Genomic DNA, 13172 nt, shown 5'->3' on the forward strand with positions numbered 1-13172 from the left:
ATGCTTAGCGTACAGGGGATCAATGTATATTATGGGGCTATTCATGCCTTGAAGGATTTAAGTATGAATGTAAAAGAAGGCGAGATTGTAACTCTAATCGGCGCAAATGGAGCGGGTAAGTCCACATTGCTTAAGACGCTTTCGGGACTACTGAAACCCAAAACAGGCTGTATAGATTTCATGGATAAATCTATTACGAATCAGAGTGTTCAGTCCATCGTAAAACAGGGGCTTATTCATTGTCCGGAAGGCAGGCGTGTATTTGCTAATATGTCTGTGGAAGAAAATCTGGAGCTAGGAGCTTTTTTACAAGATTCGGGCAGCTTAGCTGCTGATTTTGCCAAGGTCTACTCCACCTTCCCGCGTCTTTTAGAAAGAAAAAAACAGCTTGCCGGCACATTATCCGGCGGGGAGCAGCAGATGCTTGCTATGGGGCGTGCGATGATGGGGCATCCCAAGCTTTTATTATTAGATGAACCCTCGATGGGGCTTGCTCCATTACTCGTTCAGGATATTTTTCGGATCATCCAGGAAGTAAATGCCTCTGGAACAACAGTGCTTCTTGTAGAACAAAATGCCCATCAGGCGCTTAAAATTGCTCATCGGGCTTACGTTCTTGAGACGGGCAGAGTCGTGCTTGAGGGAGATGCCAAGGAATTGGCAGATTCGGAAGAGATCAGAATGGCTTATCTGGGACATTAATTCATCGGCTAGTTCATAACAGCATCACAGAAAGAACCTATAAATTATTTATTTTGGGAGGCTGGAAGAGGATGAAGAAAATCGGGGCCATATTGCTGACTGCGTTACTGGCTGGTGGATTGCTGGCAGGCTGTGGGAACAAGACAGACAACACTACTGCTGAAGGTGGGAATGCTGGCGGAGGGACCATCAAGATTGGAGCAGACCTTGAGCTTACAGGCGGCCAGGCTTCCTTCGGTGATTCTGCACTCAAAGGGGCAAAGCTGGCGGTAAAAGAAATTAATGACGCAGGTGGAATACTAGGCAAAAAACTTGAACTGATTGAAGCGGATAATGCCTCCAAGTCAGAAGAGGCGACACGCGCAGCGCAAAAGCTGATTACTACCCATAAAGTTGTAGCTATTATCGGTGCAACTACATCTACGAATACCCTCGGGATTGTTCCCGTTGCTCAAGAAAAAGGCATCCCGCTGGTTAGCTCCTCAGCCACCAATCCCAAAGTGACAGTTGATGAACGTACTGGAGATTTGAACGAATGGGTATTCCGGGCCTCTTTTATTGATCCTTTCCAAGGTGAAGTAATGGCTAACTTTGCTAAGGATACACTTAAAGCGAAGACGGCTGTTATTTATACGGATGCTTCAAGCGATTATTCCAAAGGGCTGCAGACCTTCTTTAAAGCAACGTTTACTAAGAACGGTGGCTCTATCTTAAGCGAAGAATCCTATCAACAAAAAGATTCTGATTTTAAAGCTGTATTAACACGTATTAAAGAAGCTAATCCCGATGTTATTTATCTTCCAGGCTATTATGAGGAGGTCGGCAAAATCGTAAAGCAAGCTCGCGAAATGGGGATCACCGTTCCGTTTATGGGCGGGGATGGCTGGGATTCACCTCAACTGGCTGAGATTGCCGGAGCGGATGCCCTAAACAATACGTTTATGTCCAATCACTATTCACCTGAAGATAGTTCGCCAGAAGTAAAATCGTTCGTAGATGCCTTCAAAGCTGCTAACGGTGATCTTGTTCCAGATGGGATGGCTGCGCTTGGATATGACGCCGTGAAACTAGTGGCAGACGCCATTACACGTGCGGATTCCACAGAACCTGAGAAGCTGAAGGATGCACTGGCGGGGACGAAGGATTTACAACTGGCCACGGGTAAAATCACAATGAATGAAACGCATGACCCGGTAAAAGCAGCTGTGGTGCTAAAGTTTGTAGATGGGGTACAAACCTTTGAGGCAAAAGTAAATCCATAAGCGTTGTGATTAGAGGCGCGTACCTTTATTGGTGCGCGTTTCTTTTAGTTTAAACTTTTTTTTAAAAAAGGCTTGTCAAAATTCTTATGGTTTGATATACTCATTTTTGTTGTGACAAGAAAATAACTTGTAAAGCATGGCCCGTTGGTCAAGGGGTTAAGACACCTCCCTTTCACGGAGGTAACATGGGTTCGAATCCCATACGGGTCATATTATGCGGTAGTGGTGGAATGGCAGACACGCTATCTTGAGGGGGTAGTGGGTGTATACCCGTGGAGGTTCGAGTCCTCTCTACCGCATACAAATAAAAAGTAAGAAACCCTTTGTTCGCAGAGGATTTCTTACTTTTTTTTATAAGATCAGAAGTGAAATTCAGTGGCCTCAGGTCATCTCTTAAAAGCCCCAGCATACTGGGGATAGAGCTGTCTTATGCAGTCTGGGCAGATATCATGGGTGAATTGCAAAGAAAGCTGATGCTTTAAGAAATGTTCAATGGTGATCCATTCATCCTTGGGATTACGAATACATTTACAGGAAGCACAGATTGGGATTAGCTCAAAAGATGATGGTAAGGTTGAACGGAGGTTTATGATCTCCGGATGAAGAGGTTCTTCTTTATAGGGGCCCACATCATATAGTGAAATTATAAAAGTGGCTTCTGGGTGCGGATCTGAGAGAAATGGATAGATCTCCAAACGGAAGATTCGTTTCCCTTTATTAGCGGTTTGTATGGAGAATTCGGAAGTATAAACCTGATGCTCTCTGCGGAGTATATATTTCACTGATTCATAAAGCTTGGCCCATTGATCGGGATCGATAATCACATCTTGCATGAGCTCTGAGTAATACGCACCAATCCATTTCTTATTAGTAGAAAGACCATATTCATGACTAAAGGCCTTCCACCTACTGTTGGTGAACTGGATAATCCCATGACTGTTGATCACCACCGCATTGTGCGGTAAAGCTTCAAGTGAATGGATAATGGAAGATGATAAGCATTTTGACAAAAGTCACCGCTCCCTCCTAGAGATCATTCAGGATGATAAGTTAACAAAGGGGGCCAGACGGTATTCTAACAGATACTTGTCACCTGAGTCGCCTCTTATCGTCACTCCAGCCATATGATATAATCGGATAATACATAACAATACTAATTATATACTTATTTACGTTATTTTGCAATAGGAAATTACGTAAATAAGTAATTTATTTTTAGATGGAGGGCGATTCACCGATGCAGACCATATACGAACGTATAGAATACCTGATTAAGCAGAAAGGTTTGACCAAAAAATCATTCTGTGAGCAGTTAAATATCAGCACAGGTAATATGGGAGATTGGAAGCGGGGGAAGACTACTCCAGGAACACATAAGCTGATTGAGATCGGTGATTTTTTTCATGTTAGTCTGGACTGGCTTATTCTCGGCAAAGATACACCGGATACTGTACGAGAGAGCGGCGTAGACTATGATTTGAGTGATGTTCAGCTATCGGAAAGCCGAGTAGATGAATTGCTTCCAGCAGAAAAGAATTTTATCAAGGAATATATAGCTTTTGCTGAATATCGTAAACAGAAAATGGTCGACGAAGAATCTTAAAATCTGTATCTTTACTTTTGAGAAAAGTACATTTATAATAATGAATGTTGACCTCAAACAAATTTATGTTCTATGTTTAACACACCGCGCGGTAGTGGTGGAATGGCAGACACGCTATCTTGAGGGGGTAGTGGGTGTATACCCGTGGAGGTTCGAGTCCTCTCTACCGCATACAGAATGAAGAAAGAGGCCTTGCGATGCAAGGCTTCTTTTTTTGTACATTCCTCAATCACATAACCTACTTCTTTACAAGCGGCACGCATAGATTGGCTTCGAATCCTTCATCATCCGGACCGGACTTCTCCGTGTATTGGATGTAAAAGACTCCATCAGGGTTGAACTTATAACCGGAATCCGGCAGCCATTCATTATGTATATAATTCCAGGTGTGTTGAAAAGCCAACTGAGGGAAACCGTTTGCAGTAAATATAGCATAGGTAGACGCAGGAATTTTCTTATGAACAAGGCCTTCAGGGATACAATCTAACTGCTCGACTTCAACACCAAGGAAAAAATCAGTATCCCATGCGGTATGCTCCCACAGTTTAGGCACGGATGTACGGTTCTGAAATAGACCGAGATAACAACCGCTGCTTTGAACTTTTGTGGGTATAGCATCAAATTTTGCATCAATATCCAGCTCGCCAAAAACATATTCCCAAAGATTCGCGTATGGCTCCCCAGATGAGTTTAGATTTGCCCAGCCAATAACATTTAGTTCGGGTATATCAAGCAGTTGAACAGTCACCGATTATCCCTCCCAGAAAAAATATTCCAACAATATTATAAAATATTCCAAGAGATTAAAGGGTGCTGATATATAGCGATATTATGACGTTCTTTCAAGTTGAAAAGGATACTTTACCGCATAACAACAGGGGGGGCTGTGTGATGTGGTGAGTATCCTTTTACTAAAGAATTATTTTAAAAGCTTGGAAATATCGGATTCGATCTGCTGTGGAGTGGTTTTAGGAGCAAACCGTTTTAGAACACGGCCATCTTGGTCAACTAGAAACTTCGTAAAGTTCCATTTCACGTTTTTTGAGCCTAAGACACCAGGGGCTTCCTTAGATAAGTATTTGAATAATGGATGTGCTTCATCACCTTTTACATCAATCTTCTCGAACATAGGAAAGGTTACCCCATAATTAATCTCACAGTATTCCGCAATTTCATCACTTTCGCCAGGCTCTTGTCCAGCAAATTGATTGCTTGGAAATCCTAATACTTCGAACCCGCGGTCCTTAAACTTCTCGTACACTTCCTGAAGACCTTTATACTGGGGAGTAAATCCACATTTGCTGGCAGTATTCACAACCAGGAGTACTTTACCTTTGTACTTTGACAATGATTCCTCTTCACCCTTAAGAGTGTTGACCTCAAAATCATAAATACTCATGGATGACACCTCCATAGTTAATTTAAGTTTTTAACAATTTAATTGTACACTATTTATGGTCTGGAGCCAAATAAGAAAGTATTATGAATCATTCCTCATCTTCGTTTCAAATCATACCTGTTGTTTAAAGTATAAAGTATGAGCATGACCAATACAGCTTGATGAAGGAGAAGATGACTCATGAAAGCATTATACACAGCAACTACAACAGTCCATGGCGGTCGTGAAGGCTCCATTGAATCCTCGGATGGCGTGTTAAAGCATAATCTAAGCATGCCTAAAGAGCTTGGAGGACCGGGAGGTTCTGGTACCAATCCAGAGCAATTATTCTCGGCTGGTTATGGAGCGTGTTACGAGAGTGCACTAGCGAATATCGCTCGTAAAGAGGGCGTGAAACTCCATGACGTGGAGGTAACTTGTAATGTGTCCATTGGGAAGGATGACAGTGATGGAGGCTTTAGACTAGCTGTGAGAATGGATGTGAAGCTGCCAGGGATTGAGCATGACAAAGCAGAGGAACTGGCGAAGAAGGCTCACGAATTCTGTCCTTACTCCAAAGCAACCAGAGGTAATATCGAGGTTGAATTAAAGATTGTTGATTAAATGTATCTGTATATATTTTATGGAAATAATGGCTAAATAGAGACGTAAATCATAAAAGAGTAATAAATAGCTGCCGTGTTAGGCGTCTTTGGTTGACATCACCCTTAAAATTCTTTAATATGTCTAAGTATCTGAGAATGTGCCTGCGTGTGCAATTTACAACCAAAAATTTAAATAATGGGTGATGAAGATGTCTTACAGACCGAATATTACGAATGTGACCAAAGCCAGCAGCAACGATAAGGAAGGATTGTACGAGTTCATTATCAAGCTTGCTGATGGAACGGAGTGCCGCGCGTTTTATCATCGGTTTCCGGAATGGAAAATGACGAACATCAGCCGCCTGCTTAAAACTCCATGTCCAATTTGCCGCAAAGATTTCATCTGCAAATGCATGGAGGCATTCACTGCTGATTTCGAAGGGCAAATGATCGGGGATCAATGGATTGAGAAAGCAATCGCAGAATAATTAAAGAACGGCACTTGATGGCGCGGGAGGATATCCCGCGTTTTTGTTTACCCAAAAAAGCAGAAATTTACGCCTTTAAGACGGAGGGGGAGCCATGAACGAAGAACTGAACCTTATGAAAGATAAGTCCATTGTATTGATAGACGGAGTGTGTCATCTTTGCCAGGGGGTAGTTCGTTTCATTATCCCGCGTGACCCCGAGGCTAAATTTCTATTCGCACCTTTACAGAATGAAATTGCGGCAAATCTAATGAAAGAGTCCGGACTTCAGCCTGGACAATTAAACACGGTGATTTTACTGGAGAACGGAGTGTATTATACAGAGTCGGCCGCTGTGCTAAGAATTGCCCGTAAATTGAGATTTCCTTGGCCTGCCGCATACGTGTTCATCTTAGTACCACGCCCATTGCGCAATGCCCTTTATCGGTATGTAGCTAAGAACCGCTATCGTTGGTTCGGACGTGATGAGCAGTGTATGCTCCCTACCCCAGAGATCAAACGGAGATTTTTGTAAACCATAATCTGGGAGAATGTTATAATGAAACTATAAATTGGTATAGTTTTTTCATATTATCACTAGGGGTGAACGAATAGTGAAACGGAAAGGGCTTCTGCTTTTTATAGTCATGTTGTTATCTTTAAGTATGATCGGTACGGCCTCAGCTGCCCCCAAGCTTCGTATTATGGTGAACAATTCAAGTGTGGATGTTGGTGTGCAAATCGTGTCGGGGAAGACGCTGGTTCCGCTGAAAGCTTTTGAAAGATTCAAGAATACTTCTATTCAATGGGATGCCAATACCAAGCAAGCTACGATTGCTAGAGATTCTATGAAGATTAAGCTTACGGTTGGTTCACGGACGGCTTGGAAGAACTCGGAAGCTGTACAATTGGATGTATCGGCCAAAATAGTGGATGGAAGAGTAGCGGTACCCCTGCGATTTATTGCGGAGGCTCTTGGAGCGAGAGTAACAGTAGATGCTGCTACGAATACAGTCTGGGTTCAGGAACGGGCCAATGCTAAACTTGTGCAGAATTATAATAGTAATGACTTAGTTGTTTCCCGCATAGCTGCTTTGCAATTCCCGGTTGAAGAAAGAGAACCCTCCAAATTGACGGGTGATAATGAAGCATTGTCCATGACGTATTATTTTCCTGAAGGCAGATCTGATGGTTATTTTATAATGTATGGACATTTCGTAAAGTATTATGAGATCAAGGATAATATTGTAAAAGTAGTTTGGGAAGCTGATCTGGATATGTCCAAAGAGGCTACAAATAAAGATTTTACCGCGATATTCGGTTACCCAGTTGCGAAGGAATATGGTAAAGCACCTGTTCTAGCTCCATCTTATGCCTCTTTTTATACGAGTGTTTGGGGAAGTCAGATTATTTATGGAATGGTTCATGCGGATGGAACTACTAAAGTTTCAGGACAGTCTCTGACTTGGGACGATACTAGAAAACCATTTGTCGTGGCTATACCTGGAGAGACCAAGCTTCAGTAATATATAAGTCAAATAAATATGGAGATGAATTATGAATAAGGGGAAACCTAAAGGTTTTATGCGTTTTGATTGGCCTTATCATTTTGTAACTATGCCGCTTGCGCTGATTATATTTGTATGGTCGGGAATTTATGTCGTTCAGGTGTTACGTGATGATGGTGCTTTAACAGTGCCCTTGCTATTATTTGGTTTATCTCTATGCCTGTTATTTGCGATTACTCGAATTCGAATTTATGCGACAAAAAATCAGGATCGAGTAGTGAGGGTGGAGGAGCAGTTCCGGTATTTCCGATTGACAGGTGAAGCATTAAATCCAGAGCTTGAATTAGCTCAGATTATTGCGCTTCGGTATGCAGGAGATGAAGAGTTTCCGGCACTATGTCAGCGGGCGGTGAAGGAAAAGCTTAGTCCTGCCGATATCCGGTCTGCCATCAAGAATTGGCGCGAAGATACGATGAGAGTCTAAAAACCACTTGATGTGCGAAAAAACTTATTGCTGCCTTCTTATATATATGCTACTATAGCTGTAAATTAAAGGGATAGTAACGGAAGCACCGTTCAATGTACCGTATCCACGGTTATTGTCGGTGCTTTTTTGCTGTCTTTTTTTTGATAATATTTATAAATTTCTTACGAAAGGAGAGAGGTTTTATGGCGGCAAGGATTGTACTCGCAGTGCGTGAAAGCCAATATATCGAACCATTGCTACACTATCTTCATCATAGTGAGTATGGAGAAATGCTGCGAATTACGGCTTTTAGCCGGCTGGATGCTTTTATCGAATTTATGAGGGGAGAGGATATGCCGGATGCTGTTGTAGGTGACGTTACTTTTATCGAGGCTTGGCTTGTGGAGGGAAGAAATAAGGTGCCTTGGGCAGTTTTGAGTGAGGAGGGTGCTTATCTTAGCAGGAGTTCTAAGAGCTTGGCTGGAGGCATTATGATTGCGAAGTATCAGGCGCTGCCTTCTCTGCTGGGAGCATTTCTTCAGCTATGTGAAGTGAAACGAGCTAGAGGTTCCTCTGTATTAGATGAAACGCTGCTGCTCGGTATCGTCTCCTCAAGCGGGAACACGGGCAAAACCACAGTAGCTATGAATATGGCTAAGCAGCTAGGTGAAATGGGGCTTTCGGTATTTTATTTGAATCTTGAAAGTGTGGACAGCAGTGGATTATTTTTGCGCCCCCCTGCAGGGGATACGCCTGGACTAGAGCGGCTCCTTTATGAAATCAAAGCTAGTCGAGATAAGGGCGGAGCCGATACGATTGATTTGGGACAATACGTCATCAGGTATGATCACCTTCGAAGCGCTGCATTTAGGCCAATTATTAATGTAAAAGAAATGCTGCAGATGACTACGCAGGATACGCTAGATTTATTGGGGCTGTTGGTTGCCGAAAGGAATTTTGACGTAGTGATTGTAGATACCGGCAGTATTGAAGAAGAACGTGCCAAAGCTGTGTTACATAAATGCGGAATTCTATTGTGGGTAGTTAGAAATGATGAGGTAAGCATTCATAAGACCATGAGATGGCTATCCCATTGTAATGCTCCTAATTCTGGTATGCCCTCCCAAGTGATGGATAAAAGTAGATTTGCAGTGAATTTTGCTGCAGATGGTTTGGAGGTGTGGGCACCTCCCGAAGGGATAATCGTTGAAGGTGTACTTCCATATATCCCATCTTGGACACTGCAGCATCGTGAGGAGCTTTTTCTGAACTCACCACAATTCCAAAGGGAGATCTTACAGCTGTGCAAGCAGATTATAGAACCGTCGCTTCCGCAAGTATTCACTGGTAAGGGTTTACATGAATGAGGAAATGTTTAAGGCACTTCGTAGTGACATCCGGGCAGGATTAGATGTTACTTCTGCAGTTGGAAATCGTGAACTCACCCAATATATTGAAAGGACAATTTTGGACAGCGAAAATCTGCGTTATTTAACAGCACAGGAGAAACATGAGCTCGTGAAGAGATTGTTCGATTCTTTTCGAGGGTTGGATGTGCTTCAGCCCTTAGTGGATAATCCGTCGATCACTGAGATTATGATTAACAGCCATACTGAGATTTTTGTAGAAGAGGAGGGTCAGATTCGTCGCCTTCATTTGGAATTTGAGTCCAGCAGCAGGTTAGAGGATATTATCCAGACGGTTGTATCCGGTGTGAACAGGGTTGTAAATGACTCTTCTCCTATCGTTGACGCTCGGCTAAAAGACGGATCGCGTGTAAATATCGTGCTTCCGCCAGTAGCTCTGAAGGGCCCGGCGATGACCATTCGTAAATTCCCTGAAACACCGATGACGATGCAGGATTTAGTCCGTCGTGAAGCCTTAAGCTTGGAAGCCGCAGAGCTGCTGCAAATCTTAGTGGCTGCTAAATACAATATTTTTATTAGTGGCGGGACCGGCTCTGGGAAGACCACATTTCTTAATGCGTTATCTCAGTATATCCCCCCACAGGAGAGGGTCATTACGATAGAGGATTCCGCTGAACTCCAGATTGTTACGGTGCCGAACCTTGTTTCACTGGAGACCAGAAATGCCAACACGGAAGGTAGAGGGGAGATTTCCATCCGGGATTTGATTCGTACTTCCCTGCGAATGCGCCCAAACCGGATTGTTGTGGGGGAGGTACGGGGAGCGGAATGTCTCGATATGCTGCAGGCGATGAACACCGGACACGATGGAAGCTTGTCTTCGGGCCATAGTAACAGCGCACACGATATGGTCAGTCGACTGGAGACGATGGTGCTGAGTGCTGCGGAGCTTCCGGTAGCTGTTGTTCGCCAGCAAATTTCATCGGCAATTGATATCTTCGTACACTTATCACGTCTCCGTGATCGTTCCAGGCGGGTGATGGAGATCAGTGAGGTTGCGGGGCTGAAAGACGGGGAAGTAATCTTGAATCCTTTATATGAATTTCAAGAAGCTGGTGAACGAGAGGGACGGGTGCAAGGGGGGCTGCTTCCCTGTGGTAATCCATTGTTGCATACAACGAAGCTTAGGATGGCTGGCGTAACCTCCTATCCATTGGCTCAATAGAGATTCAAAATTCCAGAAGGGGGGAGGTCATGCTTAAGTTTAAATTTGTTGCTGCAAAGCCTGTAGAAGCGGATCCTGATGGTCCTTCTTTGTTGCCAGATTATAAGGTATACGAATTGACCTTGCTGCAGAGGATTCTGACCCTTACTGCAGGTGGACTGCTGATGTATGGAATTGGATATCTTTTTTATCATCATTGGCTGCTGTCGTTGCTGCTTATGCCATGCGGAGCTTATGCCCCGCGTATGCTGCGTAACTATTTGCTGAAAAGACGTCGAAATGCACTGAATTTACAATTTAAGCAGACGTTATTTTCGCTTTCTTCCTCCCTTTCAGCTGGGCGTTCGGTGGAGAATGCATTCCGAGAGGCGGTTCAGGATTTACGTATGCTCGACCCGGAGGGAAGCAGTGATATGATCTCCGAGTTAAACATTATCTGTGCACGCATGGAATATGGACAGCCTGTGGAAGAAGCGCTGCGGAACTTTAGTGAAAGAGCGGGAATGGAGGACATCGAGCGATTCGCGGATGTGTTCTCGGTCTGTAAACGTACTGGTGGTGATCTTGTAGAAGTGGTGCGCCGTACATCAACGATTATCGGTGAGAAGCTGGATATTCAGCAGGATATTGCTGTAAGTATTGCTCAGAAGAAATTTGAGGCTAAGGCACTGCTGATATCTCCGCTGATCATGGTGATGTTTATGAGTTTGACGGCTGGAGAATATATGCAACCTATGTATACAGGAGCGGGTATAGCCATATCGACAATAGCGCTTGTTGCTTTATTCCTATGTTATCTCTGGACTACTAAAATAATGGACATTCCACTGTGAAGGGGGTGAAAACATGCGCTGGCTATGTGCGGTGGTTACTGTTATTTTGCTGATAGTCTGGGTTCTACTGCGAATTCAATGCGGCAACAGATATGTCGCGTTACGCAGTCTTCCTATGGAAGGATTACGGCTTCGGAAGTTAGGCGAACCGTTATTACTGCTTATTGAGAAGAGTGGTATCGCCAGTCGGTTTCCCTCACTGCTGTTCAGAATTCAGCGTTCTCTACAGCGCAGTTATGGGATGCGTTATAGCGCAGAGCGGACCCTGCTGTTCATGGGTGAGATGATAAGTTACAGCTGGCTGTTGCTTGTAGGTGGAAGCTTGATCACAGCATTTAGTGGCGAACAGGCAGGTATGATATTGGGTGCTTTTTTGGCAATTGCTCTACCAACCGCTATGGTCAGTGATCTGCACAAAAAGGTGAGGGTAAGGGAGCAGAGTATTATGCTCGAATTGCCAGAGCTGCTGAACAGTATTGTGTTGTTGGTTGGCGCAGGAGAGACCGTGCAACGAGCTATTATTCGCTGTGTGGAAAGCCACCGGGGGGATACGAATCATCCTCTGTATAAGGAGCTAATGATTATGACTAGTGAATGGGAGGGCGGATATTCCTTCCAGCAGGCGTTTGAAAATTTCAGCAAGAGATGCGCTGTGCAGGAGATATCGGTATTCACAACGACAGTTCTGCTGAATTATCGCAGAGGCGGAGCGGATTTTGTGCTATCGCTACGTGATCTGTCGCGGATGCTGTGGGATAAACGAAAGGCACTTAGCCGGACGCGCGGAGAGCAGGCATCCTCCAAATTAGTTTTCCCGATGGTAGTTATCTTTTTAATAGTAATTGTACTGGTGGGAACGCCAGCATTTTTGATGTTAAAAATGTAGGAGGCTGAAGCTGATGGTATCAACAATGTTGGACAGTATGAAGAACTTTTGGGAAGACGAGGAAGGTTTAGGAACTTTGGAGATGATTTTGATTATTGCTGTCTTGATTGCGGTTGTTCTTTTGTTTAAGGACAAAATTCAAGAGGTAGTAGAAGCCTTAATTAAAACGGCGGGTGAAAAGAGCCAGGAAGTATTCGATTGAACAAGCTTAAGGGTGATCAAGGCAGCTTTACCATTGAAGCTTCACTTCTGTTGCCGATCGTCATGTTTATTACGATGCTTCTTTTGTTTTTTTGCTTGTATAGCTATCAGAAGTCCATGCTGTTGCAAGTGGCCTCAGGAGCTACTGAGCGGGCGGCTTACAACTGGGACAACAGTCACAAGGAGGTCTCTGGTTCTTACATGGCTGGTGAGTATGACTCCCTTTATTGGAGAATTGGGGATGATGCCTTGCTAGCCTCATTATTCGGTGCAGAAGCTGGCAGTGCTGGCGTGACAATAGAGTTGCCCGGTGAAGTATCAGATAAGGGTGATTTGCCAGTGCTTAAACTGGGCCATTCGTCTACCATGATTCCGGACAATATGCCAGGAACTATGCGTTATGCTCACAGCCTTACAGGACGGAGAGTAAGTGCTGAGTTAAACCGTCTACTGAGCTTACCTGTGCTTGATAAGGTTCTATCGGATGAGGCTAAACCAACTGTTGAAGCCCAGTCTATCATTGTTGAGCCTGTTGAGTTTATTCGTACGGTCGACCTGATGCGTTATTTCGGAGCTAAATTTAAAGGGGGCCCTGAGGGCAGTGGATCAGCAGTTTACATGGATAAGAAGGATGCTTCTGCTATGCTGACCAAGCTTCAGGATAAGTAA

17 protein-coding genes and 3 tRNA genes are annotated in these 13172 nt (G+C 43.9%); 17 read left to right on the plus strand and 3 right to left on the minus strand.

Features of this window, described 5'->3' with window-relative positions; all coding sequences use genetic code 11:
- The 4 genes from NYE72_RS05660 to NYE72_RS05675 all read left to right on the plus strand — a co-directional run bounded on the left by NYE72_RS05660 (window position 1) and on the right by NYE72_RS05675 (window position 2263).
- Entirely contained in the window at window positions 1-702 is a 702-nt protein-coding gene (locus NYE72_RS05660) for an ABC transporter ATP-binding protein (protein WP_076317341.1), read from the plus strand.
- A 71-nt stretch (window positions 703-773) separates the two neighbouring features.
- A complete protein-coding gene (locus tag NYE72_RS05665; RefSeq protein ID WP_036681667.1) occupies window positions 774-1964 on the plus strand; it encodes an ABC transporter substrate-binding protein in 1191 nt (396 codons plus the stop codon).
- 138 nt (window positions 1965-2102) lie between these two features.
- Window positions 2103-2174 (plus strand) — tRNA-Glu (locus tag NYE72_RS05670).
- Between the two features lie 6 nt (window positions 2175-2180).
- Window positions 2181-2263 (plus strand) — tRNA-Leu (locus tag NYE72_RS05675).
- 87 nt (window positions 2264-2350) lie between these two features.
- Here NYE72_RS05675 and NYE72_RS05680 read toward each other — a convergent pair.
- On the minus strand, window positions 2351-2974 hold the full coding sequence (locus NYE72_RS05680) for a hypothetical protein (RefSeq protein ID WP_051491199.1): 624 nt from the start codon (window positions 2972-2974) through the stop codon (window positions 2351-2353).
- Window positions 2975-3201: 227 nt separating this feature from the next.
- Here NYE72_RS05680 and NYE72_RS05685 point away from each other — a divergent pair, with 227 nt between their 5' ends.
- A complete protein-coding gene (locus NYE72_RS05685; protein WP_036681672.1) occupies window positions 3202-3567 on the plus strand; it encodes a helix-turn-helix domain-containing protein in 366 nt (121 codons plus the stop codon).
- Window positions 3568-3655: 88 nt separating this feature from the next.
- A tRNA-Leu gene (locus NYE72_RS05690) sits at window positions 3656-3738 on the plus strand.
- 67 nt (window positions 3739-3805) lie between these two features.
- On the opposite strand, the gene NYE72_RS05695 is transcribed toward NYE72_RS05690, so the two are convergent.
- Both NYE72_RS05695 and NYE72_RS05700 read right to left on the minus strand, forming a co-directional pair.
- Complete coding sequence (locus NYE72_RS05695) at window positions 3806-4315, minus strand: GyrI-like domain-containing protein (RefSeq protein WP_339211452.1); 510 nt, start codon at window positions 4313-4315, stop codon at window positions 3806-3808.
- 171 nt (window positions 4316-4486) lie between these two features.
- On the minus strand, window positions 4487-4966 hold the full coding sequence (locus tag NYE72_RS05700; RefSeq protein WP_036681674.1) for a glutathione peroxidase: 480 nt from the start codon (window positions 4964-4966) through the stop codon (window positions 4487-4489).
- Window positions 4967-5146: 180 nt separating this feature from the next.
- Here NYE72_RS05700 and NYE72_RS05705 point away from each other — a divergent pair, with 180 nt between their 5' ends.
- The 11 genes from NYE72_RS05705 to NYE72_RS05755 all read left to right on the plus strand — a co-directional run bounded on the left by NYE72_RS05705 (window position 5147) and on the right by NYE72_RS05755 (window position 13172).
- Window positions 5147-5569 carry an organic hydroperoxide resistance protein gene (locus NYE72_RS05705; protein WP_036681676.1) on the plus strand — a complete coding sequence of 141 codons (423 nt, stop codon included), beginning with the start codon at window positions 5147-5149 and terminating at the stop codon, window positions 5567-5569.
- A gap of 190 nt (window positions 5570-5759) precedes the next feature.
- Window positions 5760-6038 (plus strand): hypothetical protein, encoded by a 279-nt coding sequence (locus NYE72_RS05710; protein WP_036681678.1) that lies wholly within the window; start codon window positions 5760-5762, stop codon window positions 6036-6038.
- 94 nt (window positions 6039-6132) lie between these two features.
- On the plus strand, window positions 6133-6552 hold the full coding sequence (locus tag NYE72_RS05715; protein WP_038569098.1) for a thiol-disulfide oxidoreductase DCC family protein: 420 nt from the start codon (window positions 6133-6135) through the stop codon (window positions 6550-6552).
- 79 nt (window positions 6553-6631) lie between these two features.
- Window positions 6632-7543 (plus strand): copper amine oxidase N-terminal domain-containing protein, encoded by a 912-nt coding sequence (locus NYE72_RS05720; RefSeq protein WP_076224657.1) that lies wholly within the window; start codon window positions 6632-6634, stop codon window positions 7541-7543.
- A 31-nt stretch (window positions 7544-7574) separates the two neighbouring features.
- Window positions 7575-8009: a DUF6526 family protein gene (locus NYE72_RS05725; RefSeq protein ID WP_036681683.1), complete on the plus strand. Its 435-nt coding sequence runs from the start codon at window positions 7575-7577 to the stop codon at window positions 8007-8009.
- Window positions 8010-8194: 185 nt separating this feature from the next.
- Window positions 8195-9358 (plus strand): hypothetical protein, encoded by a 1164-nt coding sequence (locus NYE72_RS05730; protein ID WP_076224660.1) that lies wholly within the window; start codon window positions 8195-8197, stop codon window positions 9356-9358.
- Window positions 9351-10583, plus strand: a complete 1233-nt coding sequence (locus NYE72_RS05735) for a CpaF family protein (protein WP_076224663.1) — start codon at window positions 9351-9353, stop codon at window positions 10581-10583. Before NYE72_RS05730 ends, NYE72_RS05735 begins: the two co-directional genes overlap by 8 nt.
- A gap of 29 nt (window positions 10584-10612) precedes the next feature.
- On the plus strand, window positions 10613-11416 hold the full coding sequence (locus NYE72_RS05740; protein ID WP_076224665.1) for a type II secretion system F family protein: 804 nt from the start codon (window positions 10613-10615) through the stop codon (window positions 11414-11416).
- A 13-nt stretch (window positions 11417-11429) separates the two neighbouring features.
- Window positions 11430-12302, plus strand: a complete 873-nt coding sequence (locus tag NYE72_RS05745) for a type II secretion system F family protein (protein ID WP_076224668.1) — start codon at window positions 11430-11432, stop codon at window positions 12300-12302.
- Between the two features lie 13 nt (window positions 12303-12315).
- On the plus strand, window positions 12316-12504 hold the full coding sequence (locus NYE72_RS05750; RefSeq protein WP_036681690.1) for a Flp1 family type IVb pilin: 189 nt from the start codon (window positions 12316-12318) through the stop codon (window positions 12502-12504).
- On the plus strand, window positions 12501-13172 hold the full coding sequence (locus NYE72_RS05755; protein WP_235219464.1) for a TadE family protein: 672 nt from the start codon (window positions 12501-12503) through the stop codon (window positions 13170-13172). Before NYE72_RS05750 ends, NYE72_RS05755 begins: the two co-directional genes overlap by 4 nt.

Origin of the sequence: Paenibacillus sp. FSL L8-0333, from assembly GCF_037965665.1 — a bacterium.
GTDB classification, from domain to species: Bacteria; Bacillota; Bacilli; order Paenibacillales; family Paenibacillaceae; genus Paenibacillus_AQ; species Paenibacillus_AQ odorifer.

Coding starts and splice junctions, on each gene's coding strand:
- NYE72_RS05665 (WP_036681667.1), top strand. CDS start 774: ATGAAGAAAATCGGGGCCATATTGCTGACTGCGTTACTGGCTGGTGGA.
- NYE72_RS05750 (WP_036681690.1), top strand. CDS start 12,316: ATGGTATCAACAATGTTGGACAGTATGAAGAACTTTTGGGAAGACGAG.
- NYE72_RS05725 (WP_036681683.1), top strand. CDS start 7,575: ATGAATAAGGGGAAACCTAAAGGTTTTATGCGTTTTGATTGGCCTTAT.
- NYE72_RS05740 (WP_076224665.1), top strand. CDS start 10,613: ATGCTTAAGTTTAAATTTGTTGCTGCAAAGCCTGTAGAAGCGGATCCT.
- NYE72_RS05730 (WP_076224660.1), top strand. CDS start 8,195: ATGGCGGCAAGGATTGTACTCGCAGTGCGTGAAAGCCAATATATCGAA.
- NYE72_RS05710 (WP_036681678.1), top strand. CDS start 5,760: ATGTCTTACAGACCGAATATTACGAATGTGACCAAAGCCAGCAGCAAC.
- NYE72_RS05685 (WP_036681672.1), top strand. CDS start 3,202: ATGCAGACCATATACGAACGTATAGAATACCTGATTAAGCAGAAAGGT.
- NYE72_RS05745 (WP_076224668.1), top strand. CDS start 11,430: ATGCGCTGGCTATGTGCGGTGGTTACTGTTATTTTGCTGATAGTCTGG.
- NYE72_RS05715 (WP_038569098.1), top strand. CDS start 6,133: ATGAACGAAGAACTGAACCTTATGAAAGATAAGTCCATTGTATTGATA.
- NYE72_RS05660 (WP_076317341.1), top strand. CDS start 1: ATGCTTAGCGTACAGGGGATCAATGTATATTATGGGGCTATTCATGCC.
- NYE72_RS05735 (WP_076224663.1), top strand. CDS start 9,351: ATGAATGAGGAAATGTTTAAGGCACTTCGTAGTGACATCCGGGCAGGA.
- NYE72_RS05700 (WP_036681674.1), bottom strand. CDS start 4,966: ATGAGTATTTATGATTTTGAGGTCAACACTCTTAAGGGTGAAGAGGAA.
- NYE72_RS05705 (WP_036681676.1), top strand. CDS start 5,147: ATGAAAGCATTATACACAGCAACTACAACAGTCCATGGCGGTCGTGAA.